The 26,549-nt window shown below is 37.3% G+C and carries 24 protein-coding genes; 4 read left to right on the top strand and 20 right to left on the bottom strand.

The window, feature by feature from the left end; all coding sequences use genetic code 11:
- Positions 1–16 precede the first annotated feature (16 nt).
- The 18 genes from KO495_RS10370 to KO495_RS10285 form a co-directional block, all read right to left on the bottom strand.
- The gene (locus tag KO495_RS10370; protein WP_215980330.1) at positions 17–508 is read right to left on the bottom strand and encodes a hypothetical protein; all 492 of its coding nucleotides are present in this window, start codon (positions 506–508) and stop codon (positions 17–19) included.
- A gap of 145 nt (positions 509–653) precedes the next feature.
- Entirely contained in the window at positions 654–1,517 is an 864-nt protein-coding gene (locus KO495_RS10365; protein ID WP_215980329.1) for a hypothetical protein, read from the bottom strand.
- Between the two features lie 122 nt (positions 1,518–1,639).
- Positions 1,640–2,299, bottom strand: a complete 660-nt coding sequence (locus tag KO495_RS10360; RefSeq protein WP_215980328.1) for a hypothetical protein — start codon at positions 2,297–2,299, stop codon at positions 1,640–1,642.
- A 111-nt stretch (positions 2,300–2,410) separates the two neighbouring features.
- Positions 2,411–3,469, bottom strand: coding sequence for a ParA family protein (locus tag KO495_RS10355; RefSeq protein ID WP_215980327.1), 1,059 nt, complete (start codon positions 3,467–3,469; stop codon positions 2,411–2,413).
- A gap of 158 nt (positions 3,470–3,627) precedes the next feature.
- Positions 3,628–3,963, bottom strand: a complete 336-nt coding sequence (locus KO495_RS10350; RefSeq protein ID WP_215980326.1) for a hypothetical protein — start codon at positions 3,961–3,963, stop codon at positions 3,628–3,630.
- Positions 3,964–4,099: 136 nt separating this feature from the next.
- Positions 4,100–4,411, bottom strand: a complete 312-nt coding sequence (locus KO495_RS10345; RefSeq protein WP_215980325.1) for a YceK/YidQ family lipoprotein — start codon at positions 4,409–4,411, stop codon at positions 4,100–4,102.
- Between the two features lie 137 nt (positions 4,412–4,548).
- Complete coding sequence (locus tag KO495_RS10340; RefSeq protein ID WP_215980324.1) at positions 4,549–4,914, bottom strand: VOC family protein; 366 nt, start codon at positions 4,912–4,914, stop codon at positions 4,549–4,551.
- Between the two features lie 122 nt (positions 4,915–5,036).
- The gene (locus KO495_RS10335; protein ID WP_215980323.1) at positions 5,037–5,543 is read right to left on the bottom strand and encodes a hypothetical protein; all 507 of its coding nucleotides are present in this window, start codon (positions 5,541–5,543) and stop codon (positions 5,037–5,039) included.
- Between the two features lie 508 nt (positions 5,544–6,051).
- Positions 6,052–6,690, bottom strand: a complete 639-nt coding sequence (locus KO495_RS10330) for a DUF2268 domain-containing putative Zn-dependent protease (RefSeq protein WP_215980322.1) — start codon at positions 6,688–6,690, stop codon at positions 6,052–6,054.
- A 133-nt stretch (positions 6,691–6,823) separates the two neighbouring features.
- Positions 6,824–7,225, bottom strand: coding sequence for a zf-TFIIB domain-containing protein (locus tag KO495_RS10325; protein ID WP_215980321.1), 402 nt, complete (start codon positions 7,223–7,225; stop codon positions 6,824–6,826).
- A 204-nt stretch (positions 7,226–7,429) separates the two neighbouring features.
- A complete protein-coding gene (locus KO495_RS10320; protein ID WP_215980320.1) occupies positions 7,430–8,197 on the bottom strand; it encodes a retron Ec48 family effector membrane protein in 768 nt (255 codons plus the stop codon).
- Complete coding sequence (locus tag KO495_RS10315) at positions 8,181–9,353, bottom strand: reverse transcriptase family protein (protein WP_215980319.1); 1,173 nt, start codon at positions 9,351–9,353, stop codon at positions 8,181–8,183. Before KO495_RS10315 ends, KO495_RS10320 begins: the two co-directional genes overlap by 17 nt.
- A 1,006-nt stretch (positions 9,354–10,359) precedes the next feature.
- Complete coding sequence (locus KO495_RS10310; RefSeq protein ID WP_215980318.1) at positions 10,360–10,917, bottom strand: hypothetical protein; 558 nt, start codon at positions 10,915–10,917, stop codon at positions 10,360–10,362.
- Between the two features lie 82 nt (positions 10,918–10,999).
- Positions 11,000–11,494 carry a hypothetical protein gene (locus tag KO495_RS10305; protein ID WP_215980317.1) on the bottom strand — a complete coding sequence of 165 codons (495 nt, stop codon included), beginning with the start codon at positions 11,492–11,494 and terminating at the stop codon, positions 11,000–11,002.
- A gap of 119 nt (positions 11,495–11,613) precedes the next feature.
- Positions 11,614–12,129 carry a hypothetical protein gene (locus KO495_RS10300; protein ID WP_215980316.1) on the bottom strand — a complete coding sequence of 172 codons (516 nt, stop codon included), beginning with the start codon at positions 12,127–12,129 and terminating at the stop codon, positions 11,614–11,616.
- 145 nt (positions 12,130–12,274) lie between these two features.
- The gene (locus KO495_RS10295) at positions 12,275–12,712 is read right to left on the bottom strand and encodes a GNAT family N-acetyltransferase (protein WP_215980315.1); all 438 of its coding nucleotides are present in this window, start codon (positions 12,710–12,712) and stop codon (positions 12,275–12,277) included.
- Positions 12,713–12,826: 114 nt separating this feature from the next.
- On the bottom strand, positions 12,827–13,306 hold the full coding sequence (locus KO495_RS10290) for a hypothetical protein (protein WP_215980314.1): 480 nt from the start codon (positions 13,304–13,306) through the stop codon (positions 12,827–12,829).
- Between the two features lie 194 nt (positions 13,307–13,500).
- Positions 13,501–14,196, bottom strand: coding sequence for a hypothetical protein (locus tag KO495_RS10285; RefSeq protein ID WP_215980313.1), 696 nt, complete (start codon positions 14,194–14,196; stop codon positions 13,501–13,503).
- 513 nt (positions 14,197–14,709) lie between these two features.
- On the opposite strand from KO495_RS10285, the gene KO495_RS10280 reads away from it, so the two are divergent.
- From KO495_RS10280 to KO495_RS10270, 3 genes are all read left to right on the top strand, one after another.
- A complete protein-coding gene (locus KO495_RS10280) occupies positions 14,710–15,432 on the top strand; it encodes a TetR/AcrR family transcriptional regulator (RefSeq protein WP_215980312.1) in 723 nt (240 codons plus the stop codon).
- 80 nt (positions 15,433–15,512) lie between these two features.
- Positions 15,513–16,625 (top strand): efflux RND transporter periplasmic adaptor subunit, encoded by a 1,113-nt coding sequence (locus tag KO495_RS10275; protein WP_215980311.1) that lies wholly within the window; start codon positions 15,513–15,515, stop codon positions 16,623–16,625.
- A gap of 9 nt (positions 16,626–16,634) precedes the next feature.
- Positions 16,635–19,682 (top strand): efflux RND transporter permease subunit, encoded by a 3,048-nt coding sequence (locus KO495_RS10270; protein WP_215980310.1) that lies wholly within the window; start codon positions 16,635–16,637, stop codon positions 19,680–19,682.
- A 271-nt stretch (positions 19,683–19,953) separates the two neighbouring features.
- Here KO495_RS10270 and KO495_RS10265 read toward each other — a convergent pair whose 3' ends face one another.
- The gene (locus KO495_RS10265) at positions 19,954–20,307 is read right to left on the bottom strand and encodes a DUF1428 domain-containing protein (RefSeq protein ID WP_215980309.1); all 354 of its coding nucleotides are present in this window, start codon (positions 20,305–20,307) and stop codon (positions 19,954–19,956) included.
- Between the two features lie 225 nt (positions 20,308–20,532).
- Positions 20,533–23,325: a pullulanase-type alpha-1,6-glucosidase gene (pulA, locus tag KO495_RS10260; RefSeq protein WP_215980308.1), complete on the bottom strand. Its 2,793-nt coding sequence runs from the start codon at positions 23,323–23,325 to the stop codon at positions 20,533–20,535.
- Between the two features lie 302 nt (positions 23,326–23,627).
- Between pulA and KO495_RS10255 the strand changes: the two genes are divergently transcribed.
- Positions 23,628–26,435, top strand: a complete 2,808-nt coding sequence (locus KO495_RS10255) for a TonB-dependent receptor (RefSeq protein WP_215980307.1) — start codon at positions 23,628–23,630, stop codon at positions 26,433–26,435.
- Positions 26,436–26,549: the final 114 nt, after the last annotated feature.

Here is a 26,549-nt window from a genome sequence, read left to right as displayed (position 1 = left end):
ACGCCATAGTCTCTTGTTAGCTCTTGTTAAGCACTTTATCACAGCTATAAACCATCCCATCGCTTTCTGATTTTAGTTTTAACTCTGAATTATTTAATACTAGTATCTCTGAAGATTCACTAATATTTTGAGGAAACATACTTTCTAAGTTAAATACTTCATCAAATTCAGGGTGACTTATATTCACTAATTTTATTTCAGTCGTCGTTTCAATCAGGTAACCGCTTTTATATTCCCAATTGGAGCTAGCTGCCATTGAATATTCCATTTCAGGTAATTCAGGAGCTTTAAACATTATGGTACCAAAACCATTTGATTTACCGTTACGTACATAGTTTACGTCATAATCCATTGCTACTTTAACCCCTTCCTCTTCCATTGATAGTTTGCAATTCCAACTGCCGTATAATTGATCCATACGAGAATAATTACTTACAGTGCTTGAAGTGCTACAACCTGTTGTAATAATAATACTAGTGAGAAGAGGTAAAACTCGTAAATATTTCATGTATATCCTTATAGTTATTTGAAAGAGCTAACGCCTAAATAACAGGCTTAAGATTGTTGGCTATAATACCGAGCGCAGCGAAGGAAGCCAACTGTTTTAAGTCCTTGTTTATTTTCTTGTTAGGTGTTTGAAAAGCCGCTACTATTTAACTGGTAGGGTTGTATTTTAAGGCGACCTTAAAGCACCTTTCATTTGGTTGAGCAGAAGTTGAAAAACTCAACTTTTTTAAAGTCTCGCTAATCAATAGGGGGAGCGTTTTATTAAAATGTCTGTGCAATTTTCTGCGACGTTTAACATTAATATCTTCAGAAGAGACACCCCCAAAAGAGTTAACTTTTATTGTACCTTCAGCTATAACATCACCTATTTCTACATCATCACTCATTTTTACAGGTACTTTACTTACTATTAATTTAAGTGAATCTGGCTGTTCAAATTCAAACTTGGATCCGTCACATGATGCTATATCAAAACTCGGTGTACTAAGTTTAGTAAAGCCTTCCTTATTTGTTTTAATACGTTCTTTGACATACTTATACCATAAATCATCCTTGGAATTCACAAGCTCAAAAGAATTGATATGAAAGCCCTCTTTTAAAGTTAAAAGGTACTGTTGGTCTATTTCAAATGTCCCATACGCCCCACAATCTCCTCCTATTGTCAGATTACCGCCGCTGCCTCTTCTCCAAAATGCATCTTTTTGATGGCCGTTTAAGTCAGACGGTTTCGCCTCACGATGGTCAGCATCATAACCAAGAAGAGAAATCTCCTTAATTGGTTTACCTTTTAAGCTTTCCTCAACAATAAATGAAAATTCAATTCGATGATTTTTTGTTACTGGATAATTATCATCAACGCCTAAATTATAGTTTTTGGCTTTCGCTAAAACTATTGTATGAGCATTATTTATCAGTGCATCTTTTGTGGTTAGTAGTCCCCAATCTAGAGTTCTACATGCTAGGACAATATCGGGGATGAATAGTAAAAGAGTGAATAAAACTCGATACATGGAGACACCTAACGCCCACTTAAGCGGACAAAAATAGTTGGTTAAAATGTGAAGCGAAGCGGAACCTAACCAACTGTTTTTGTTCCGTTTGAAGTGCTTGTTATATTTACAACAGATTCATACTAATTTATAAACGCATATGTAAATAAAGTAATAACTGAGCCAATCATAAGAATTCCAGACACTATTGCTCTTGGATAATTTAACTTTCGATCTAGTTTTAGAGAGTCTTCCAAACTTAGTGAATCAAGCACTTTATCATCAATATTCTTTGGGTATTTTGTAGGAAAACCCCATAATGATATCCCTACACCCCAAGATATCTGAACAAATACAAAAAGATACAGCTCACTTCCTGTAACAGTAGAACCTCCAGAGTCTACTTTAGACCCTATAAACATTTCTCCGAAATACAGTCCAGACAATGCATGTAATATAAATATGGATCCTAGAACAAAAAAAAATTTGATTACTTTTGTTGACCTGAACCTTTCACTTTGTCTGCTAATTTTCATTACAACTTGGTTCGAGTTTATGATATCACCAGAGTCAACTTCTATGGCATAGATAAATCCTTTATATTCAGCACGAACCTCAAGATAATTAGATGAGTAGTCATTTGGATATTTAGTATAAAGGTCAATATAATCGGATGCGATTTCAACAGTAAAAAGAATATCCCCAATATTAACGTCGGTCCCCTCCACAATATAACGGAATACTATTCTCCTTGGATCCTGATCATAAAAAAGTGGCGCAAGAATATCGATGATAACCTCCATGTAAATATAACGCCTTGCTAAGCGGATAAAAATGGTTGGTTAAAATCGCGTAGCGATAACCAACTGTTTTTATTCCGTTTAAGCAACTTGTTATAACCATTAAATTAAAAACTAAAAGTTTTGTTCGATATATAATGCTAGGTCTTCATACTCCTGTGCCATATCATCCATAAGTTCGATTTGATTGGCAGCCCAAGAACCCCGACCACGAAGCCGTGTTGTTGGGCGATGTTGAGATAAATACCTAATAGGTATATTTTGAAAAATGCTATCTGAAGCCATAACATTTAAATCTTCGATTCCTACAACATGATCAGTGTTAACAAATGATGGGACTGCTTGATAGCTAGTTATACTATTTAAATTAGGTATTAGCATATCTGTTATGGCAGTTTCGATTGAAGCTTGGTGTACTGCGTCTGCAGCAACCATCCGCTTAACTCCATTTCTATGCCTTGTATCAAAATTATTAAAAACCCACCCTCCGAACTTTGGCTTCCCTTTTGATAAGATTACAGGATCATTCGGATTATTTTGAAGATATCGTTGTTTACCCTGCTCCCAATCTTGAATGAACAAAGGAAGCATATCTCCAATTAAACCAACACAATATGATGAGAATAGATCTGGGGTACACGGAACAAGAAAATAGTCTGAGCAATATAAAGATGAACGCACTAACGTATTAAATGATGGGGGTAAATCTATCAATACATAATCATACTCAACACCATTAACGCGAGATGCTTCTTGTGTTAATAGCTCAGGAAGAATAAATCTATATAAACCCGAACCACCAATAACATCGGTACCGACATTTAAAACATCTGAGAATGAGTTTAGCCAAAAATCACCAGGAACAATATCTAACCTACCATTCTCATTAGGTATTTTGGGCGAAGAAGTATGTATTTGACCAAATCTGTTCTGTTGAATATAAGGGAGCGCAAAAGCTTTTACGGTTTGTCCAAATGGATTAGCTGTTGAGGTTTTAAGTAAATTAGCGAATTCTTGATCACCAAGACAAGCGATTGATAGATTACATTGAGGATCAAAATCTAAAAGTAAAACATTTTTGTCTAAATCAGCTAATGATACAGCTAAATTCCATATGATAGATGTTTTACCTACGCCACCTTTGTTGTTAAAAATTGATATTGTTTTAGTCATTTATAATTTTAAACCTCATACATTATTTAATGGTAATTGTGCGATGCTTCAATATGGTTATAACGCCACGTTAAGCGGCAAAAAACTGTTGGCTAAAATTGTGAACGGAGTGAAACAGCCAACTGTTTTTTGTCCGTTTAAACGTCTTGTTAGCAGTATTAGAACACCATTGCATGGTCTACTAAAAACTTGCCATCTACATATGTTAAAACTATTTCGGCAACATACTCACCTTCGACTTCGGAGAAATATTGTTTCCAAATAATTGCAGCTGAGCCTGGACGTCTAAGAACCGCAATAGGCTCTCTTTTACCAAAAATACCTTTTTCTGATTGATACTTTTTACAAACCCATTCTAAATGCTCTTTGGTAACGATTGCTTTAGCCCTATCTGTAAAATCTTTAACGTGTTTAGCGTGATCAATATCTGTAGATGCTTGCATCAAGTTATCCATAATTGGAGTAGCTATTTCCAATACTTCTGTTTCCGACATATTCAGAAAATTCATCCAAACCTCTTGATACTGCTAACGCCCCACTAAGAGGCAAAAAAATGTTGGCTAAAATAAGCGACGGAGGAGCAAAAGCCAACTGTTTTTTGTCCTGCTTGAGTGGCTTGTTATGTACAAGTTACTCTGATTTTGGTTTTTCTAACATTACCGGAACATCGGGCTGTTTTGATGCTTTATACTTTTCTGCGCTATTGGTAGATACGTTATAAATACTCCAAGGAATTGTTGCTGGTAATAAAACCACATCGGCTACAAGTGAAAAAGGAAAATCAACACAAACAGCATGACCACAAGCTAATTCGACTTGCCTTATTGTTCCAGAGAAGATCTTATTGTTTTGTTCTTCATTACCTAGAGTGTAAATAGTTGTGCAGCCTGCACTTAAAAAGGTAAACAAGATTAAAAAAGATAAACTCGAACACTTACGCATAAACATTCCTTGTACATAACGCCCCGCTAATGGGCAAATAACAGTTGGTTAAAATAAGCGACGCAGGAGCAAAAACCAACTGTTATTTGTCCTGTTAAGCGACTTGTTAGCTGTATATTAATACCCAACCGTAACATTTAAAATGGTGACGATATATCAATGAGACAACCACTTGGATCTTTAGTAAGAAATCTACGTTGACCATAAAACTCGTTTGTAGGTTTTTGAACAATATCTAAATTTAATTCTAATGCTTTTTCGTAAATAATATCTACATTTGATACAACGAAAGTAACATACATACCGTTAGGTAATTGCTGAAATGCTTTAGGAACTAGATCATGATCCCTTTGAATAAGGCCATATTCTATTTCAGGCTCATCTGGTGAGCAAAGCTGTACGTACCAATCACTATCATATTTAACTTTAAAACCAAGAAGATCTACGTAAAATAATTTACTTTCAGATAGGTTATTTGAGCATATATTTGTGAGAATTTTCACTGAACTATCCTTATACAGCTAACGCCTCAATAAGAGGCTAAAAATTGTTTGCTAAAATGTGAAGCGAAGCGGAACCGAGCAAACTGTTTTTAGTCCTGCTTGATTGGCTTGTTAGTTAACTTTTATCCGCGAGTGATAGAGAAAATAACTGAATTGATTTTCCAGCCTTTTTCAGTGTTAACAAGTAACCAACTCTCTTTACCCCAATTTTTTCTTACCTCTCCGTCGTAAAATTCATAATCAAAGTATATTGTTGCGACTTCACCATCGTGTAGGATTTTTATATTTTCGAATACTTCTCTAGGCTCTTTAACACGAGCAATAATTCCATCGATGAATTTTTCAGGATCACTTTGAAAGTTTTTCATTGGCATTCTAGCGCGCTCACCTTTGGCTATCGCAGCGTCAGCTCTGCTTTTAGCTGTTTTAAAATCATTTTCAACCGAAACACCAACCCAAGAAACCGTACCTTCATAGAATAAATCGAGAAATTTAGATTTATCTTTGGTTTTAATTGCACTATCAAAATCTTTTACTATTTTATGTAAGGGTTCATTATCTTGCGCAGTGTTTGCAAAAGATAATTGCGAAAACAATAAAATAGATACCACTAAAAATACTTTCTTCATAACGACTCCATGTTGGATTATTTAATTAGTTAGCTAACGTTTTGCTAAGAGGCTAAAATAGTTGGCTGGCTTTTTTGCGTTACTTTGCAAAAAACGAGCAAACTGTTTTAGTCCTTTTAAGCACCTTGTTATGCGACTGGTTGTGATTACCACAAGCCGCACAACCTATATAAGATTTCATGGCAGCAAAAGCCGAAGTAAAAAACACCTCAGTGCAACCCACAAAACCGTGAATTTTGAGCCACTGAATTACAGTGACTTTTACCAACAAACTACGTTGGCGAAAAACTGTTTAACCAAAAGCTAAAACAGCGTTATTACGCGTAAGTTACCAAGGTAAAGAAAAGGCAACAAATACAGAATTTTTAGTAAAACGCCAAACCTAGCAAATAAATTTATTCGAATTCGCATCTGACGCATAACGCTTTGCTAAGCGGAAAATAATGGTTGGCTATAATCGCGAAGCGATGGCCAACTGTTATTTTTCCGTTTAAGCAACTTGTTATGCTTATGTTACAACAAACTCTTCGGCTGCTGTACCGACAAGGGTTACAGCACAGCCACCATACTTATCAATATATTCTGAAATTAAATTAAAGCCAACCCAGTAGCCCGCTCGATTTGGAAATTTAGCCATATCTTTACCACCGAAATACACAGGGTAATTAAAATCAGTACTTTCCAAATTAGCTTGCATTTTGCTATATAAATTACGCCATTCATATTTTTTTATGTCAGCAAAAAATTTTGATGTAGCATCATCACTGAATTTAGTCTCAAAGTGACAAGCAAGCCCCTCAGATACTAGTACTTGGAGCAGGCTTTTCTCTTGAACTCCAAAAGAAGTCCGAATGACATGGTGTAGTTCGTGAGCGATAACACTTGTTAACTCATTATTTATTATATTCGAGAGGTCTTTGCGATCAGTATCTAACAAAACATCAATTACATAAGGTGTGCTAACACATCCAAGAATGCCACTTTCGGTTTTATACTCCTCAGAGCAAGGACTTATTACAACATCTATGTTTGGCAATTCAATATGCTTTTTGATTTCAACAAGAGAGTCTTGAGCTTTGTTCTCCAGTAAATCTAGAACATGACTGAATCTTTCTGATGCATTTAAAATATTTATTTTAGTCGCCATAACTTTTCGTATAACTCTTAAACCTAGATAAGCATAACGCCTAATTAACAGGCAAAAAATTGTTGGCTAAAATAAGCGACGAAGGAGCAAAAGCCAACTGTTTTTTGTCCTTGTTTAATTTCTTGTTATGTTTCTATTTGAACAAAGCACCTAATAAATCAAAGATACCTACTGATGCATTTGGAATATCAGCAAAAGCTGCATCTTCTCTTTTAGTTTGGTAGTTATTAAGCATATTCTTTAAAGCTTTGGACTCGAACCAAACCCCTAAACAAGAAGGACAATAACTAATACCATTAAAATCACTTATAGAACTTAAAACACCACAATTCACTGGGCATTTAGAATTGGTAGCATCATGCCCTGAGCTTTTTAATGTACTAAAGAATTTATGGGGATCAAACTCTTTTGTATATTGAATTGAATCAATATAGCTTTTTGGTAGCCATGAACCTTTGCATGATGCGCAACCATAACCAGTATGAGCTTCGGCTTTTTCGGCGCTTAAAACATCTCCATCGACTGGACACTTCATTTCGACTCCTTGAAACATAACGCCTCACTAAGAGGCAAAAAATAGTTGGTTAAAATAAGCGACGAAGGAGCAAAAACCAACTGTTTTTTGTCCTTTTGAGTGACTTGTTATGTTTACATTGGGCAAACAAAGTTGCTAGAAAAGGAACTATCGACACTAATTGATTACATATAGAATCAAGCATTTTAAATGCATTATTTCAAGCTATCTATAGTGCCTATTGATTGAACCTAATAAAACAGGTCTATCAGCAATAGTTGTAAATGTTTGAGTTACCATATCAATGAACCGGATGATGTCATCTTCTATAAAATAGAAATCATTTCTATGTAAGTGTGAAAGTTCTATCCCAAATTTTTCTAATTTGGAGATCAAAGCTGCTTGGTGCTTTTCATAATCAAAATTATTAACATTGCCTTTAGGTTGTTTTTTAAAGATCTTTGCTGAATTTATTAATTGGCTTCGACAATCTTTCAGTTTTATTTCGTAGCCATCAAAATCACTCAGTACACCCTCTTTTGATTTCGGAAAAGCTAAATCATAAAGTTTATACAGGTCAATTTTATTACTTTTTAGATACTGGTAGTTATTTATCTCAACATTAATATAATCACAGAAAGATTTAAAATTGTTGATATGGTTATTAGTTATACTATTTTTTTGAGCTAAATCGAATGTTCTAATCCCCAAAATAAAAGAGCCAAGCGCAAACCATATTGCTCCAACTTTTAGCACCCAATCAATGAGTGATAACGTGTTTGTAAATCGAGTATTTATAAACGCAAGGCAGTTTTCGCTCATACAAAACGCCCAAACTAAATTATCATCAGTAGTAAATTCTACGATGATTAGCGTTATTACATAAAACAAAATCAGTAAAATAAATATCAATGGAGCTTTAAGGTGCCAACTTATTCCACCTATAAATTCTCTTATTCGTCCAAATGTTTGAGTTTTAAATGGGTTTTTCATCGGGGGGAACTTCCTTGAGAGATTCACGGATTTTTTTAGCTACATCTGGATAGGTTTTACTAATTAAATGTATTCTTTGATTTAATTTGTAATAACGTTTCTTATAGTTAAATGTTTTTTTCTTTGTTGAGTAGTCTGCTTCTAGATTTTTAAGGCGTAGCCTTGCATATTTAATATCATTTATTGAGGGAAGAGGCTCTATAACCTTTAATCTTTCTACCAGCGCTTGGTGTTTTTGATTTTTAACTCTAGCAAGTTTATTAACTCTACCCATGCACCGATTATAATCAGTTCTAAACCACATTTTTGTTCTTGCACTATCTAATTGAGCTAAATTTTCTAAATTTTTAACTGACGCTCTTATATTACTACTTTCATGCTTGGGCAGTTTAGGCTTATCAAATGAGACTCTTAATCCATGAACTGTCAGTGGTTCAATTGAAAGGTAGTTATATTCATATTTACTCTTATTTATGGGTAAGTCTTTCTCAAGTAACATTACCTCAACTCTCTTTGTAGCTATATCAAAATTATAATTAGATATCCTTGAGGAAATGGTGATGTCATCTACAAGCCTTGTATAAACTAAGCCTTTCTTCTTTAAGTTCTCTACTAGTTCAGGCTCTTTATCCCATAGTATTAGCGTCGCTAAATAACTAGAAGTTAAAGCCCCCTGAACTAAAAAATCGTTATAACAACACAGGTCAGCCAAAACGTCGGTAACTTCATCAGAAAAGTGGCATAAGTTTTTAAACACACTTTTAACCAGAGATATATGAACATTATCAAAAAAGTTTGAAATATCAATCTTACAAATGCTTTTAGCGCGACAATGCAAACTTACACAAGACACATAATCCCGATTTGATAAAGCCGCTTTTTTAGGAATTGAACCAAACAGATATTTAGGCCAATAGAATCCAGTTTTAAAAATATTATTATTAATTTTTTCCTGAATACTTCTTAATTCTTTTAAAGGACATTTTATCTTCCTTATAGAACCGTCTTTCTTATAAGCAGTAGTTTTTGGGTCTTTATATCTAACATCGGAAGGAGAAGATAATATATTTTCAAGTTCAGTTCTTGAAATTCGGAGCATTTTACATAATTTGTCTAATTCGACAAATGGGGGATGGTTGTACTTTGGTATATCCATATTATCCACAAATCCATTAGGAAATGGATACTGACTTAGTCCTAAGACCTATTTTGCCTAAGCAAATAAAAATACTATTATCTACACCAACTAACTCTCAGCAGCAGCTTGTATTTTTAAAGTCAGTATATCCAGAGCACTGAAAGTGCGACCGCCTGCCTCAAGGCAAGGTAGTGACCGAAGGGAAACTACCGTAGTCCTTGGGGTTGGCGACCCTGAACTTCGAGCGCATAGGTTCCTAAGAACCGCCAATTAAGGCAAAACCTGGAGCATTTTAAGTTGGCTGCAATAAACAAGCGATACGCTTGTGCACAGGTAATGTATTACTCTTAAATACCTATGTCAATGATTTAGTACAGTTATTTACATAACTGCAAGAAATGCCTCTTTATCAAATTTTCTAAGATCTTTAGTAAAAGTTATTTAATCGTCGTTAATGGATAACAGAGTTGGACTAGAGCTTATTTGAAACACTTTTTAAATATTCGATTAAATATGAAGCTTCCGCAGAATTCACTTGTAAACATAACGCTTTGCTAAGAGGCTAAAATGGTTGGCTGGCTTTTTTGCGTTGCTTTGCAAAAAACGAGCAAACTGTTTTAGTCCTTTTAAGCACCTTGTTATGCGACTGGTAGCAATGACCACAAGCAGCACAACGTATATAAGATTTCGTGACAGCAAAAACAGAAGTAAAAAACACCTCAGTGCGACACACAAAACCGTGAATTTTTAGCCACTCAATTACAGTGACTTTTATAACCGCCCTATTTTGGCGAAAAACTGTTTAACCAAAAGCTGAAACAGAATTATCGCACGTAAGCTACCAAGATAAAGAAAAGGCAACAAGCGCAATAATATTTATAAAACGCCAAAAACAGCAAATAAATTTAATCGAATTCACATCTGACGCATAACGCTTTGCTAAGCGGCTAAAAATGGCTGGCTATAATAGCGAGGAACGAGCACAGCCAGCTGTTTGTGTCCGTTTAAGCAACTTGTTAGAGTATTATTGCGACGACTTCTTGTATTTATTGACGATGTCTTTATATGTAATGACAGTATCTTTACTTAAGTTCATTTCGCTTTCTTCATAACCAAAAATGTCATTTTCAGATGAAACATTACTCGAATAATAAATTAATGGGGAAGATGGATTAAAATTTATTTTCAGCTTACTTAAACTAGGAACCGAAGAAAAGAAATCCAAATCTTTTGTCAGATGTCGTTCTCCAATTTTTATAGACACTTTTCCACCAATCCAGTTATGTCGATAACTTTCAGGAACAAAATCAACATCGATTTTGTGATTGTAAATAGAGCAAGTGAACTTATGATTACCACTACGAATGCTATATATATTCTTATTCGTTAGATTGTCTTCTATAGCTTTTTTCTTTAGACCCTTAGAGTCATGAAAATTATCAGGGGATTCTACTGATAATCGTTCGATCTGAAAAATTCCTAGTTCGGGCAAACAGGTATACTTTACGAAATGTTCATTCCATGAAGCGGATGCGCAAGAAGAAAAAAACACTAAAATTACAATTGATAAATAACGGTTCATGATGAAAATACTCTAACGCCCCAATAAGAGGCTAAAAATTGTTGGCTAAAATTAGCGAGGCACGAGCGCGAGCCAACTGTTTTTAGTCCTGCTTGATTGCCTTGTTAGGTAACTGTTCACACGCCGAACTAAGTGTACCAGTGATGAAAACAACTATTAAAATAAACTTATCTTTTGACGAAATAGACTGAAATTGAGCTTGTTTAAATTCAGGTATATTAGCTTTAAAATATTGAAATATTTCTTGCAGCAATTTTTTATCGTTAGAACATAAATTTTGGTAGAGGTTATTTACATCTTGTTTACCTAACACCGATCTTAAGTTATGAGCAAAATCATTTCGGATAGTGCCTAAAGTTGACAATATCTTTTCAAAATTTGGATCAAGCCCTATAGAAAGAGCTAATTTTACTTTATAGCTGAAATCTAGCTTTATATTTCTAAAGTATTCTGGTGAAATCATTGCTGACTCAACGATTTCATTAATATATTGCTCAATTATAATAAGTGATCTAACAACCACACCTAAGTCATCCTCACTTTTTAATGATGTTAATAATTGTTGCTTTCGATCCATGATATTGAAGTTACCTAACGCCCCATTAAGAGGCTTTTAATTGTTGGTTAAAATGTGAAGCGAAGCGGAACCTAACCAACTGTTAAAAGTCCTGCTTGAATGGCTTGTTAACTGGCTGTTTATTGTAGGAATATTTTCTTATTGTCGATAAAACAAGCCTCGACCGCTGTTGGTCGATTACTTCTATCAATGACCCAACACTCTTCATAAATAGAGCAATAACAAAGTTCGATACTTATTGAAGTATCGGCTTCCACAAGCGCTTTTGCATTATCTCCTTTATATGAAACTGGAGTAATGCTGTTTTGAGGTGATAACGTGCGATTACTAATATGTGATTGTCTAATATTCTGAAATGGTTTTATTTCCTTCCATGTTTTTATATATTTAGAACCATCTTTAACTTTTGCATATTTTATCAAAGCAGGACCTGTCCCATTATTACTTACGCCATAACTAAATGAATTAGTGTTAAAACTTCTGAATATCTCTAGCCTTGGCCAAACTGATGCTCTGGCATATTCTCTATCAACATATGCGGAATAAATTGAAGTGAATGCGGTAACTAACCCTATAAGAAGAGCAGATAAAGCAACTATCATCTCAGGGCATTTATACCACTTAATACTATCCATACTTTATTATTCCTTAACTAAAATGGTGGCAAACACGAAGCCAGTTAACGCCTAAATAACAGGCTAAGTAATGGTTGGCTAAAATTGTGAGCGAAGCGAAACGTAGCCAACTGTTACGTGTCCTAGTTGATTTTCTTGTTAGGTTTTAAAGCGTGATAACAGCTAGCATGTCTTCATTATCTTCATCCATACCAACCTCAGAAAATCCGAAACTGGAATAAAACTCTTTAGCTACAGGATTATTTGGATTATAACAAATTTCGATTTCTTGTAAGTTTACAGATTTTTTTATCTCTGCTAAAGCTAAGTTAAGCGCAGTACGACCTATTGATTTTTGTTGATGTACCTTATCAATCATAAAACGCCAAATGGAAGTTTTACTTTTGGACTCTTCTACCCACATAAAAAAGCCAACAGGTTCTGCATCAGCATAAATAGCTCTTGTTTCATATCCTTCATTGAATTGGGATTCAACTAATGACCACATATTACAAGCCACATAATCCTGTTGCTCTTTTGTGACATCTAACTCACAAACTTCTTCGTAGTTTTCTTTTGTAATTTGATGAAGTGATACTTCCACAGAATTCCCTTAAAACCTAACGCCTACTTAAGCGGAAAAATATAGTTGGCTAAGATGTTAAACGGAGTGAAAACAGCCAACTGTATTTTTTCCGTTTGAAGTTCTTGTTATGTATCATCTTGATACTGCATATTTACGTTTTGTTTGTGAGCCATCTTCGTTTAACCAACGCACATCAATATCATAAACCATTTGCGTAACTTTCCTTGGGATACTAGCGAGGAGGAAATAACTTTCATTACGATTTAGTGCTGGGTATGGTGATTTTTTATCATAATCCCCAGAAACCAAAGGATTGTGCTGATTATCTTGCCCTAATGCAAAATGGATATTTGAAGCAGTCGCGGGGCCAGAATTTTCAACTACAAAACGATTTTGACTACCTGTCCTTTCTAAACTAACTGTTACGTTAGCCTTTAAATTTAGCTGATCTTGTTCATCCATTTTCTGTAGTTGACGTTCACTTAATCTTGCATGAACCTCTTCTAACTCAATTAACCTGTGTGTATTTTTTCTCGTTCTCACCAGAGCAACGATAGAAATAATTGATGCAATCAGAGCAATGGAAGAACTTACAAATTCATAAATAGTCAAAACTTACTCCTGATACATAACAGTTTATTAGGAGGAAAAATGCGCTCTTTTCTAGCTGCACTATTTCCCCGTAAAATTAATTGTTAACAACTCTATACGAGTAATCACACTGAATCAATGAGTTATGCCTATATTAGCTAACAACCATAACATTCTGTAGAAAGCGTGCATTTTGCCTTATTTCAAGCATGAAACTAAAATGCAGATTGCAGCGAAAGAAATAATACTTGATTGTCACCAACACTTTGATAACCAATACTCGACGATACGTATTGCCCATTAATCGCTTCTAATGCGATACGGTATCCCAATTCCTTATCTACGCCATCTCGATATTCTAGCGCTATATTAATGGCGTTATCTTGATAAAAATTATACCGAGTCCCTATACGAGCCAATTCAAAAAGCTCGGAATAATTATCTTCAGCTGAGTCAACTTGCTGCTTCATTAGCGAGCTTTCAACGTAGTAATGTACGCGGCCTGAATACGCCCAATTAACGCCCATCGTAATTTCACTTTGGGTTAAGCTTTTATTTTGCTCCCCTTGATTAAGCTGATAATTAATACGCCCGTATAAATTAACCTGCTCGGTATCTCGAGTTAATTGCATCAACTTAGTTTGATAATTTATACCTATGCCTGAAACAACCCCAGAGCTATCAAATACCCCTTTAATTCCTGCGCGTTGAAAATCAATTGAAACGCCTTCGTATAAACTAAGCCCAGTTGCAGCACTTGCAACAGAGCCTTTCAGAGTTTCAGCGGCACAAACAGTTGGCAATCCTGTGCTTAGCAAAACAGCCAACATTATAGTAACTCGCTTTTTAGCTGCTTTATTAAAAGTATTATTAACTGATTTATTGGTTGTCATTAGGGTACTTGGCATCATAAGCCTCCTTAAAAAGTTTATTCGGTTACGCAAGCGCTTTCTCCGCTTGGCTTGCAATAAACTATAAAGAATTCAACTACGATACTTCCCAACTATATGATTAACGGACAAAAAAGAGGATAAGCGGTTTAATAAGCTCAATGAAGTAAATTAAATCATTCACAAATAAGGTCATTAATAAGCGATAAGTGCGTCATACCATTAAAAATTATCTTTTTTGTTTTGAGTTCTTAACGTAAAAGTCACTGAAATATTTCAATAACCTTAATTCGGCTTAATAGGGTTGATAGGTTCAATAACCTACTCCTCTTAAAAAATAATGCAGACTTCGCTCTCAAGCTAGAAACCTTCAACACTAGCAAGGCGGATTTATGCGCTAATAGCAAGCCTATTGCAAATGAGCCCAACGCGATTAATGATGAAAATAGCGCTTGATCTTATTCATTTAAAGATTAAAATAGCGTTTGAATATCATTCGAATACAATTTCACAACATAAAATAACAGGTTTATTATGGCGCCAGCTCCACGTTTTAGCCCTGAAGAGCAAGAAAGATTAATTTTACTTGCTGCAGTCACCGCTATTGAAGAAAGTAGCTTATTAGATTTTTCAATGTCGGCTATTGCCAAATTAGCCTCGCTCTCAATGGGGTCTGTCTATAAATTTGTCCAATGTAAAGAAGATGTATTAATTGCACTCGCTACCAAAATGTATCAAGAGCGGCGACGTGTATTTAAGCAAGTACTTTCATTACCACTGACAACACCTGAGCGCATTATTGCTATCAGCTTATTAGATTTTTCAAAAGTAAGAATGTATAGCTTTGATGACCAATTAGAAAGCATTGTAAATACCCGTGCAATCATGAAACGCAGCTCAACACGCTGGCTTAATAGCATGATTGAGGGATGCCAAACCTGCGATGGTACCTTTAAAAGCTTTTTACAAGCAGCGGCAGATTCAGGTGAATTAATCTCAGGCGAGCGTGATATTGAAGAAATTAACTTATCATCTTGGGCGTTAGCGGTTGGCTATTTTTATACCGTACGCTTGCATCACAACCGCAGCAAAGAGCAAGAAGTTATCGACGAAGAGTGCTTACCAGCGTTAGAGCCTGACAATGTTCATATCCGCAGTTTACAGCGCTTAATAAACACCTTTGACTGGCAAGTTAAAGTCAGTAAAGAAGATATAACCAAAACTTGTGAGTGCTTAGTCAAACATGGACTACGATAATACTTACAATCATTGAAGACCAATTAACAACACTTATGACACGCGTATAACATACGTTCAAACACTATAAAGGAACATTGATGAATATATTAAGATGGATAATTGTGGCAGTAGTACTCGCCGCTGTCGTCTTTGGTTTGTATAGCTATAAATCGTCATTACAAGCAGCAACCGCGGCCCAAGGTGCAAGTATGCCTGAGCCAGCAGCCGTTGTAACCGCTGTTACCGTTGACACCATAACCTACCAAGACAGAGTACAAGTAAATGGTGAAGTGCAAGCATTTAGAACATTAACCCTTAATAATGAGCTTGCAGGGCAAATTACTAAATTGAATGCACCATCGGGTAGTCGTGTTAAAAAGGGGCAAATTTTACTTGAACTCGACCACCGCGATGAAGATGCAAAATTACTGGCTGCACAAGCAACATTAACGCTAAACCAACAAACATTAAATCGTTATATTAGGCTACAAAAAAATAAAGAAATTAGTGAAGATCTTGTCGATCAAGCACAAGCTAATGTGCAAATTGCTAAATCAACCATTGCCGTACTGAAAACCGCTATTGCTAAAAAAGAGCTTACTGCTCCGTTTGATGCCACCGTAGGAATTCATAATTTAGAAGTCGGTCAATATTTAGAGAATAACAGCCAAGTATTGCAGTTAGTGGGAGTTAACGAGTTTACGTGGATAGACTTTTATTTGCCGCAGTTTTACCAAGAGTTAACTCTCGGCTCTACCGTACAAATACACTTAATTAACCCAACCAATGACAGCAATGTTTTTGAAGCTGAAATTATTGCTATTGACCCACAACTTTCTCACGCATCACGTAATTTAAAATATCGTGCACAATTACCATCAGCAACATTATCGTTAAAGCCGAATACATTAGTTACGGTCAAAGCACCAACAACGGCTAGCGCTTTAGTGAATAGTGTTCCTGATTTAGCGATTAAACGTGATCCTTTAGGCACTTATGTTTTTGTGTTAGAGCTTGAAGAAAATGGTGAGTCTTATCGCGCACAGCAAGTGAAGGTTGAAGTAGGCGCTCGTCAAGGCGATCAAGTTATGATCACCTCAGGGCTTAAACAAGGTCAGCTTATTGCGAGTAAAGGGTCATTCAAGTTATTTCCGGGTATGAAAACCTACGTTGCAGCTTCTGAAGAAGCACTTGTTATTGCAGACAAATAAGGGAATATCATGACGCAAAGTAAAGCTTCTGTTATGGACATTTTTGTTCGCCGCCCCGTTGTTGCTATTGTACTCTCGCTTATTATTTGTATTGCGGGTTTATGGGCTGCGAATAAAATTCCAGTTTTACAGTTTCCAAAAATTGAGAGCGCTTCTTTAGTAATAAATACCTACTACATTGGTGCTTCTGCCGATGTAGTGCAAGGTTTTGTGACTGAGCCTATTGAGCGCGTAGCTGCCACCGTTCCTGGGGTTGAGTATGTTGACTCGGTTAGTACCTCGGGTAGCAGTACCGTTACCGCGTGGCTTAACCTCAATCAAGATAGTACTCGTGCACTTGCTGAGCTAAGCTCACGTTTAAGTCAAATACGCTTTGAATTACCAGCAGGATCGCAAGACCCTGTAGTGTCGGTGAGTCGTGCCGACAGACCTTTTGCCGTATTTTATTTAAACGTACATTCTAACGGTAATGATTTGTCAAAAATTACCGACTATTTAACCCGTCAAGTTAACCCTATTTTAAATGCTATTGAAGGTGTACAACGGGTTGGCATTGAAGGCGCAAGAACGCCAGCAATGCGTATTTGGTTAGATGCAGACTCACTAAATGTGTTTAATTTAAGCGCAAAAGAGGTTTATCAAGCGCTGGCAACCAACAATACTATTGCCACCATGGGTTATGCTGAAAACAATAATCAACGCATTGATATTGTTGCAAACACTCAGTTAAGCACAGTTAGCGAATTTCAGGACTTAGTGGTAGCTGAAATAGACGGTGCCACCGTTTACCTTAAAGATATTGCCCGTGTTGAACTCGCAGCAGAAGACGCTAGCGTTACTGCTAGGTTAAATCACAATGACGCGGTTTATATTTCTATTTGGCCTCTACCTGGTGCCAACGAAATAGCCATTGGCGATCGCCTCTATGAAAAGGTTGATGAGTTAAATAAAACTCTACCGCACGGTATTTCTATTGACTATGCCTACGACGGCACGCTTTACATGCGCAGTGCTTTAGAAGAAATTTTCACTACCTTAATCGAAACCGTTATTTTAGTGGGCATTGTAGTATTAATGCTAATGGGTTCATTTAGAAGTGCGATGGTGCCATTAATCACTATTCCTATTTCTATTTTAGGTGCCATTGGCGCTATGGCCTTAATGGGCTTTTCGCTAAACTTATTAACGGTACTTGCTATTGTACTTTCTGTCGGCTTAGTGGTTGATGACGCCATTGTTGTGGTTGAAAACGTTGCCCGCTTAATGCGCCAAGGTATGTCTAAGTTTGATGCCGCATTAACTAGCTCTCGACAACTGCTCGTGCCTATTATTTCAATGACATTAACGCTCGCGGCAGTTTACGCACCAATTGGCTTTTTATCCGGCTTAACAGGTGTACTATTTAAAGAGTTTGCTTTTACGCTAGCAATTGCCGTTATTATTTCAGGTATTGTCGCCATAACGCTGTCGCCTATTATGAGTGCTTATGTTTCACCTAAAGGTGGTCAAGAAGGCTGGTTAACCCGAAAAGTGAACCATGTTTTTGAAAAGGTTCAGCATCAGTATGCGCGCCTTTTAGGGCATATTTTTAAGTGGCAAGGACAAGTATTTTTGATTGCTTTTGTGGTATCTATGTTAGCCGTGCCTTTTTATATGCAATCAAAAAAAGAATTAGCTCCCATTGAAGATCAGTCTGGAATATTTTTTGCTGTTCAATCGCCACCTGACTCATCACTTAGCTACAATGTCGGACAAATGGGTCCAGTTGTTGAAAAACTACAAACAATAGAAGGTGGCAAGCAAGTATGGCAAGTTGTTTTCACTAGTGGTGGTTTTGGTGGTTTAGAGTTAGTTGACCCAAGCGAGCGAGACTACAGTGCCCAAGCACTTATTCCGCGCTTGTACGGTGAATTGTCACAAATCCCAGGGCTAAACTTATTCCCGCTATTACCAAGTTCACTGCCAACATCTGGTCAGTATGAAATAGAAATGGTGGTCAAGTCATCTGAGCCTTATTCAGAAATGAAGCAGTATGCTGACCAACTGGTGGGTGCCGCTTTTGGTAGTGGTCAATTTCTTTTTGCCGATACTGATTTGAAAATTGATTTACCGCAAGTTGAACTTAAACTTAATCGTCAACGCATTGCTGATTTGGGCATGAATTTGGCGGATGTCAGTGAGCAGCTTGGCATTTTATTGTCGAGTAACTTTGTTAACCGCTTCGACGCTAAGGGTAAAGCATATCGCGTTATTCCAATTGTAGACGATACTATCCGCAGTAAAACTGAGTCGTTATTATCACTCAACATTAAAATGCCAACAGGTGAATTACTGCCAGTTTCAGCTGTCGCTGATTTAAACTGGAAAACGGTACCTCGTCAATTAGGTACCTTTGCTCAACAAAACTCTTTTAGAATATTTGGTGGTGTTGCACCAGGCTCAAATAAAGAGGCGGCGCTATCTGCACTTGAAAATGCCGCAAGCGAGTTGTTGCCGGTTGGCTACAGTATTGATTATGCTGGTGAATCACGTCAGTTACGCAAAGAAGGTAATACCTTGTTAATGGTATTGGCTATTTCATCACTGATTGTATTTTTAGTGTTAACCATACAGTTCAATAGCTTTAGAGACCCTCTAGTGGTATTGCTAGGTTGTGTACCTTTGGCGTTATCAGGTGCGTTGTTGATTTCTTACCTTGAATTCACCACCATGAATATTTACTCACAAATAGGGCTAATTACCTTAATTGGCTTAATTGCTAAGAACGGTATTTTAATTGTTGAGTTTGCTAATCATGCACAAGAAAATGGCGCAACAAAATTAGCCGCGGTAACCGAAGCAGCAACGACGCGTTTACGTCCTATATTAATGACAACAGCAGCGACCATACTGGGGCATTTCCCGTTAGTATTAGTAACTGGTGCTGGCGCTGAAGCACGTAATAGTATTGGTATTATTTTAGTGGCGGGTATGTTTATTGGTACTATTTTCACTTTATTTATTCTGCCAAGCTTTTATTTATTGCTAGCGAAAAGAAGAGAAAAGGTTATTGCGTAACTTGGCGCTAAAGTAGCGCTGAAGCAGCACTAAAGTAATAGATAGTTAGCCACTCACTCGAACCAGCTTAGCTAGTTCTAGTTAAGTTAAGTTAAGTTAAGTTAAGTTAAGTTAAGTGAGATTAGGTTAGGTTAGGTTAGGTTAAAGCAAGCTAATTTAGCTTAATTAAAAAAGGGACTGTTTGATAAGAACAGTCCCTTTTTCATTGCGACTTCAACAACAAGCTATACTGTTTCAAGTCAACACTATAGCTTGTAAGCACCCGTTAGCTTTACTCGCTAATAAGTGTCTCAAAACCGCCATAAATTAATCGCTTGCCGTCAAATGGCATGGGATTATTGTCAGGGTGCATTCTTGGGTCTTCCATAATCGCCTGCCAGCCAACATTACGCGCTTCTTTCGATGGCCAAGTTACCCAAGAGAAAACTACCGTTTCGTCATCTTTTTTTTGCACCGCCAGCGGGAACGAAGTTAACTCGCCATCAGGTACGTCATCTCCCCACGTTTCCATTATTTTTAATGCGCCATGCTCCTTAAAAACAACGGCAGAAAGTTTTGCATGTTCAATGTATTTATCTTTATTGATCGTCGGAACTGCTGCAATGAAGCCGTCAATGTAAGACATAATATTCTCCTTAATAAATAACTGAGCCTGATTTTAGGTTTACTTGAAAATAAAGCCTAGCATCATTTCAAAAAAATAATAATGAAAACTTAATAACCGGAACTCGAGTTACCTAGCACTCTAATCTATTGGTATTAACGTGCCTAGGTGCTAACGTGCCAAGGTATTAACTCTCGTAAGGTATTCTCATAAGCTATTAACGCGCTAAGGTATTCGCGTAAGGTATTAATGCAATGCTTTTAAACTAACAAATACCGCGCTAGATAAAGCAGGTACCTCAAACTCATCGGCACTGATTTTACTGGCTTTAACTTGCTCGTCTATTCCTGCTTGCTGTAGTGGGTGTAAAATATAAGTACTTGCGCCACTATAGCTAAAGCGCTGTGTTTTAGGACTAATATTAAATATTACTATAACGCTTTGGTAGTTATGTTTGTCATCAAGAGTGCTGTTTTCCTGTGTCGCTCCGCTTTTTATTTGCATTACTAACAAGCCATCTTGGCTGGCACCAGCAATATTTAAAAAGCTTACTTGTTCAATAATCTCTTGCGCTGTGGTTAGTCTAAATAATGGCGTACTCATTCGTATCGCTAACATTTGCTGAAACACTTGATTACTAAAGGCAATATCTTCAGCGTCAACCTTATCTCGCCCTTCATGCCCTAAAAGCACTTGCTGAATAAGCGGCCAGTTAGCTTGATCTTTTTCTGCTGGTGGTAAGCCAACGTCATAGTAATTTTCTTGTGCTGAAAAATCCACGCGATTAAACCAGTCACCGTAATCGTAGCTATCACGTAAAAATGATTTTGAACGCATAAACTCTGAGCCCATATGAACAAAGGGTATGCCTTGAGCAAATAAAGCAAATGACAAGCTTTGTAAGTGCATTCTTACTCTATCTTGCGTTGACACATCAAAGGCTAGTCGATATTGGCTATTGTCCCACAGTGTTTGATTATCGTGTTTAGAAACATAATTAATCGTATCCGCAGGATCCTTAGCATAGCCTGTTGGTTGGTCGCCATAAGGAACATCTTTCCCTAATAATGGCCTACCTTGTTTATCCGTGATCGGAAAATCCGCTAAATTTCCAGCTAAACCAATACGTAATTGGTTCATTAATAACTCATAACTTGCTTGGCTTTGCGCTGTTGTTTGTAGTTCATTAGCTTGCATTAGCAGTCCGTTACCAATGCCCTGTGTAGCACGGGTATTATTGCCACCACCGCGCACGGCATCACGTAATCGGTCTGAAAAAGTGCCTATTTCACTGCCGCCTAACTCTAATTGGCTCGCTTGCACAAACTGGTTGTTATTAGCCACTTCGCCAAAATTCCAACCTTCACCATAAAAATAGGTATCACTATCAACACTGCGCACTGCTTCTCGTGCCTTAAGCATTGCCGATTTAGGCTGATGTCCCATTAAATCAAAACGAAAACCATCAATTTTATAATCACGTGCCCAAATCACTAAAGAGTCTATCATCAGCTTTTCCATCATCACACGCTCTGTCGCGGTGTTGTCGCAACAAGTTGACTGCTCAATAGCGCCTGTTAGTGGGTCTAAACGGTGATAATAGTTAGGTACTATTTTATCCAATACCGATTTAGGATCTAACCCTGAAGCATAAGTATGATTATAAACAACATCCATGATCACTCTAAAACCTAGCTCATGTAGATTTTGTACCATTTCTCTAAATTCTACTAAGCGTGCAACCCCTTGAGCATTAACGGCATAACTGCCCTCTGGCACGGTGTAATGCAAAGGATCATAGCCCCAGTTATAGTTATCAACTGCTCGTAATTCGCTCACTAATTGTTGCGCTTTTTTACCGTCAGTTGCATAGCTACTTAATAGCGATTTAAGCGTTTGCTGCTCATTATAGTCTTGTTGGCAAATACTCGCTTTAGCGGCAATAGTACACACTTTCGCTAGACTGTCAGCCATATCAATATGCTGACTCGCCTCTTCATTCACCGTTGCTATATCGTATGTGGGTAATAAATGAATATTATTTAACCCCGAGGCCTGTAGCGCCTTCAAATGCTGCATACCATCAGAGTTTTCTTCGCTAAAAGCCTTGTATTTACCTTTAAATTTAGGGTTAGTTAAACTTGGATCGTTAGCACTAAAGTCACGAATATGGGTTTCATAAAAAATATTATCTTCAATATTTTTTACTCTGGGTATGCTGTGTTCAGCCCAATGACTTGGCTGAGTTGTAGCATCATTTAAATTAACAACCTGCGAGTACTCACTATTAACCGATAAACTTAGCGAGTATGGGTCTGTTACCTGTAGCGTCTCTACTTTTTTAGACGCTGGGTGATAAACACGTACCTGATATTGATAATAGGCATAACTTGCCTCATCACCTGTGGTCACTTGCCAAACACCTGTTTTACTATCTTCGATCATGGCTAGCTGAGCGTTAGGCATGGCTTGTAGGTTTTCATCAAACAATAGCACAGACACTGCTTGTGCCGTTGGAGCCCATAATTTAAAACTAACGCCTTGCTCACTAATGTTTGCCCCTAAATCAGTCACTTCATCAGCATCGTTGTCTACACTGGTATATAAGGCATCAATAACAGCCCCTGTTTGTATATACGTTGCTGCGATTAGTTGTTTGTCGGCATCCAATGAAGTAATAACGAGTGAATGCTTAAGCCACTGCTTAGCTAACTCATTGCTTATATTTACTTTATAAGACTGAAAGCCAGTAAGGTGTGGAAATTTTTCTGCTAATTTCTTTGGAAGTGTGGTTGCCGTTAACGCCACAGTATCAACAGTATTAGCGGCTAGCTTAGTTAACTGGTAACGATTATTCGTTTGTTGTTTAGGTAAGAGAATAATTTGAGGCGTTAGCCAGTGCGCAGAAAATCCTTTAGCTAAGGCTTGTATATTACTTGACGTATCAACAGCTTCAATTGCCACTGGTGCTTTGGTATCACAAGCAGCTAACAATATGCTTAAAGACAAGAGTTGTAGATAGAGAGAAATTTTTTTCATGGCGTTCTTCATTTAGCTGAAAATAATATGTTCACTAATTTACGGTGAAAAAGTAAAACTAAAAACGCTTAGCGTTAGGTTGCATACGTATTCAATACCGCCCCACCCTTATGAATACGTATGCATGTAGTATCTAAGCATTAGCTGTAGCCTTATATTAAAGTTGTTGACATAGTAGCCACCCATAAAGGCGCATGACAACAATCACAATATAAATATAAAACATTACACAAGCATATAATTATTAGGCTGATAGGACTTAGCCAATAAATAACTCACGGATGGTTAGGGGAGAATATTCAATGTTACATTTTAAACCAAGCAAAATGTCATTAGCTCTACTTTCAAGTGGCTTAATGGCATTAAGCGCTACAAGTTTTGCTGCCGAAGAAGCCAAAAGCCAAGAGGAAAAAGCAGAAGAAGCTGTTGAAGTAATACAAGTAAAAGGTTTTCGTAAAAGCCTTGTTGAATCAATTAACTTAAAGCGATATTCATCGAGTGTAGTTGAAGCCATTTCTGCTGAAGATATTGGTAAGTTACCTGACTCTTCTATTGCAGAATCTATCGCTCGTTTACCGGGTCTCGCTGCGCAGCGCATTGACGGTCGTGCAAGTAAAGTAAGTATTCGCGGATTTGGTGAAAATGAAAGCGGCACAACCTTAAATGGTCGTGAACAAGTTTCTATTGGTGACAACCGCGGCGTTGAGTTTGACCTATACCCATCTGAAATAATGAGCGGTGTTACCGTTTATAAAACCCCTAATGCCAGCCTAGAAGGTGAAGGTATTGCAGGTGTTATTGACTTACAAACTATCAAGCCTTTAAGCCAAGATGACCGTGTTATTCAATTTAACGGCACTTATGAAAAAACCAGTTTTGAGAAGTTAAACCCTAATGGTGATGACGATGGCTTAAAGGGCACATTCTTTTACATGGACCAATTTGCAGATGACACTTTAGGTGTTGCCTTTGCTTATACAACCATGACTTCACCTAACCAAGAAAAACGTTGGAATTCTTGGGGTTATCCTGAATTTGAATACAGTGACGGCTCACAAGGCTCTATTTTAGGAGGGGCGAAACCTTTCGTTCGTTCTTCTACCTTAGAGCGTGACTCAGCTATGCTTGTTATTGAAGCTGCGCCAAGAGATGATTTAAAAATGACATTTGATGCCTTATATGTCGACTTTTTAGATACCAAAATATTACGTGGCATTGAAGTACCGTTTGCTTGGGGCCAAGGCTCTATTTCTCCCGATAGCGTTACCATTGACGCTGATACAGGCTTTATAACGAGCGCAACAACGCAAGGACAACGAGCATTAGTACGTAACGATTACGAAGAGCGTGATGCCGAGCTGATGTCATTTGGTTTTAATACCAATTGGGCAGTTAACGATAACTGGACCTTAGACTTTGATGCTAGTTACTCAAAAGTTGAGCGTGACGTTTACAGTGTAGAAAGCTACGCTGGTACTGGCCGAGGCGACAACCGAGGTGTTGCTGATGACATAGGCTACACCTTTGACTCGGGTAATACTGGGGCAAAATTTACCCACGGTTTAGACTACAGTGACTACAACCTAATTCAACTAGGTGGTCCATTAAGCTGGGGCTGGAGTGGTGCACTTAATGATAAATACGGTGTAACAGGCACAGAATACGAAAACCAATTACAAGACGGTTTTATCAATACGCCAACTATTGATGATGAACTTATGTCGCTAAAATTTGCGGCTAGCCAAGATATTGATTCTGACTTCATTTCAGCAATCACCTACGGTGTTGCCTATCGTGAACGAGAAAAAACTAAAAAATCAGAGGGGTATTTTATGACCCTAAGTAGCTTTAGTTACCCTGATAATACCGGCATGTTATCAGTACCAGAGCAATATCGTTTAGGCACAGCTAACCTAGACTTTATTGGCATGGGCGATATGATTGCCTATGACACAATGGGCTTAATTAACGATGGCTATTATGATTTATTGCAAGAAAGTTTAACGGATCCAAAACATGCGACTAAATCATGGACCGTTAATGAGAAAGTAATGTCTGCTTTTGCGCAAGCTGAATTAGCCACTGAAATTGCAGGTATGCCAGTAACGGGTAACTTAGGTGTTCGCTACGTTTATACTGAGCAATCTTCACAAGGTAGTGCTTTTAATACGATTGACGGCTTAGTAGTCGCAGAGCCTACCGATGTTAGTCATGACTACCATCATTTCTTACCGAGCTTAAACTTATCAATGCAAATTGATGATAGTCAAACATTACGTTTTGGCGCGGCTAAAACAATTTCACGTGCCCGTTTAGATGAAATGAATGCCTCATTTAATGCAACATACAATCAACAACCTGACAGTGAAGGTAACTACTGGAGTGTATCTGGTGGTAACCCTGCACTTGAGCCCAAAGAAGCGATTGGCATAGATTTATCTTATGAAAATTATTTCAGTGCAGAAGGTTACTTTGCTGTAGCTCTTTTTCATAAAGATTTACAAAATTGGATTTTTGACGGCAGCTACGCAGTTGATATGACGGGCATTGCTGACCCTGCTACAGGTGAATTGCCAGCTACAACCACAGGTACAGGTAACGGTAAAGTGAATGGCGGTGACGGCACACTTTGGGGTTATGAATTATCAGCAACGTTACCTTTTAACATGGTTCATGAAAGCCTTGATGGTTTTGGTATTATTGCCAGCTACACTGGCATTGAGTCAGACATGAAAGATCAAAATGATAACGACTATGAGCTACCAGGCTTATCTGACAGTATCACCAGTGCTACCTTCTACTACGACAAAAATGGATTTTCAGCACGAGCAAGTATGCGTAAGCGTGGGGCATTTAAAGGTGATGTTTACGGCTTAGGTTTTGATACTGTGCAAGTAGATATTATGGGTGAAACAATTTGGGATGCACAAATTGGTTATGACTTTGGTGAAGGTGGCTTTGAAAGCTTAGAAGGCTTATCTATTTTCTTACAAGGTTATAATTTAACTGAAGAGCCATTTACCTCATTACAGGGTGATAATGCTCTACAAGTACGCGACTACCAAGACTACGGTAGCACTTACCTTTTAGGCTTTAGCTACAAAATGTAAATAGCAGTCTTTTAATACTTCTTCAAAAGCCCTTGTAATGTTGCATTATTAGGGCTTTTTTTATGACAGGCTATAAACCTAAATAAAAGCATGAACGTTAATAACACTATTAAG

Source organism: Colwellia sp. D2M02, assembly GCF_018860755.1.
Classification (GTDB): Bacteria; Pseudomonadota; Gammaproteobacteria; order Enterobacterales; family Alteromonadaceae; genus Colwellia; species Colwellia asteriadis.
This window is presented reverse-complemented; position numbering and strand designations above follow the sequence as displayed.

Excerpts from the sequence above, each read along its gene's own strand:
- KO495_RS10365 (WP_215980329.1), bottom strand. The coding sequence starts at position 1,517 with ATGTATCGAGTTTTATTCACTCTTTTACTATTCATCCCCGATATTGTC.
- KO495_RS10370 (WP_215980330.1), bottom strand. The coding sequence starts at position 508 with ATGAAATATTTACGAGTTTTACCTCTTCTCACTAGTATTATTATTACA.
- KO495_RS10330 (WP_215980322.1), bottom strand. The coding sequence starts at position 6,690 with ATGGCGACTAAAATAAATATTTTAAATGCATCAGAAAGATTCAGTCAT.
- KO495_RS10345 (WP_215980325.1), bottom strand. The coding sequence starts at position 4,411 with ATGCGTAAGTGTTCGAGTTTATCTTTTTTAATCTTGTTTACCTTTTTA.
- KO495_RS10285 (WP_215980313.1), bottom strand. The coding sequence starts at position 14,196 with ATGATGCCAAGTACCCTAATGACAACCAATAAATCAGTTAATAATACT.
- KO495_RS10355 (WP_215980327.1), bottom strand. The coding sequence starts at position 3,469 with ATGACTAAAACAATATCAATTTTTAACAACAAAGGTGGCGTAGGTAAA.
- KO495_RS10315 (WP_215980319.1), bottom strand. The coding sequence starts at position 9,353 with ATGGATATACCAAAGTACAACCATCCCCCATTTGTCGAATTAGACAAA.
- KO495_RS10320 (WP_215980320.1), bottom strand. The coding sequence starts at position 8,197 with ATGAAAAACCCATTTAAAACTCAAACATTTGGACGAATAAGAGAATTT.
- KO495_RS10280 (WP_215980312.1), top strand. The coding sequence starts at position 14,710 with ATGGCGCCAGCTCCACGTTTTAGCCCTGAAGAGCAAGAAAGATTAATT.
- KO495_RS10325 (WP_215980321.1), bottom strand. The coding sequence starts at position 7,225 with ATGAAGTGTCCAGTCGATGGAGATGTTTTAAGCGCCGAAAAAGCCGAA.
- KO495_RS10310 (WP_215980318.1), bottom strand. The coding sequence starts at position 10,917 with ATGAACCGTTATTTATCAATTGTAATTTTAGTGTTTTTTTCTTCTTGC.
- KO495_RS10305 (WP_215980317.1), bottom strand. The coding sequence starts at position 11,494 with ATGGATCGAAAGCAACAATTATTAACATCATTAAAAAGTGAGGATGAC.
- KO495_RS10265 (WP_215980309.1), bottom strand. The coding sequence starts at position 20,307 with ATGTCTTACATTGACGGCTTCATTGCAGCAGTTCCGACGATCAATAAA.
- KO495_RS10255 (WP_215980307.1), top strand. The coding sequence starts at position 23,628 with ATGTTACATTTTAAACCAAGCAAAATGTCATTAGCTCTACTTTCAAGT.
- KO495_RS10300 (WP_215980316.1), bottom strand. The coding sequence starts at position 12,129 with ATGGATAGTATTAAGTGGTATAAATGCCCTGAGATGATAGTTGCTTTA.
- KO495_RS10350 (WP_215980326.1), bottom strand. The coding sequence starts at position 3,963 with ATGTCGGAAACAGAAGTATTGGAAATAGCTACTCCAATTATGGATAAC.
- KO495_RS10360 (WP_215980328.1), bottom strand. The coding sequence starts at position 2,299 with ATGGAGGTTATCATCGATATTCTTGCGCCACTTTTTTATGATCAGGAT.
- pulA (WP_215980308.1), bottom strand. The coding sequence starts at position 23,325 with ATGAAAAAAATTTCTCTCTATCTACAACTCTTGTCTTTAAGCATATTG.
- KO495_RS10275 (WP_215980311.1), top strand. The coding sequence starts at position 15,513 with ATGAATATATTAAGATGGATAATTGTGGCAGTAGTACTCGCCGCTGTC.
- KO495_RS10270 (WP_215980310.1), top strand. The coding sequence starts at position 16,635 with ATGACGCAAAGTAAAGCTTCTGTTATGGACATTTTTGTTCGCCGCCCC.
- KO495_RS10335 (WP_215980323.1), bottom strand. The coding sequence starts at position 5,543 with ATGAAGAAAGTATTTTTAGTGGTATCTATTTTATTGTTTTCGCAATTA.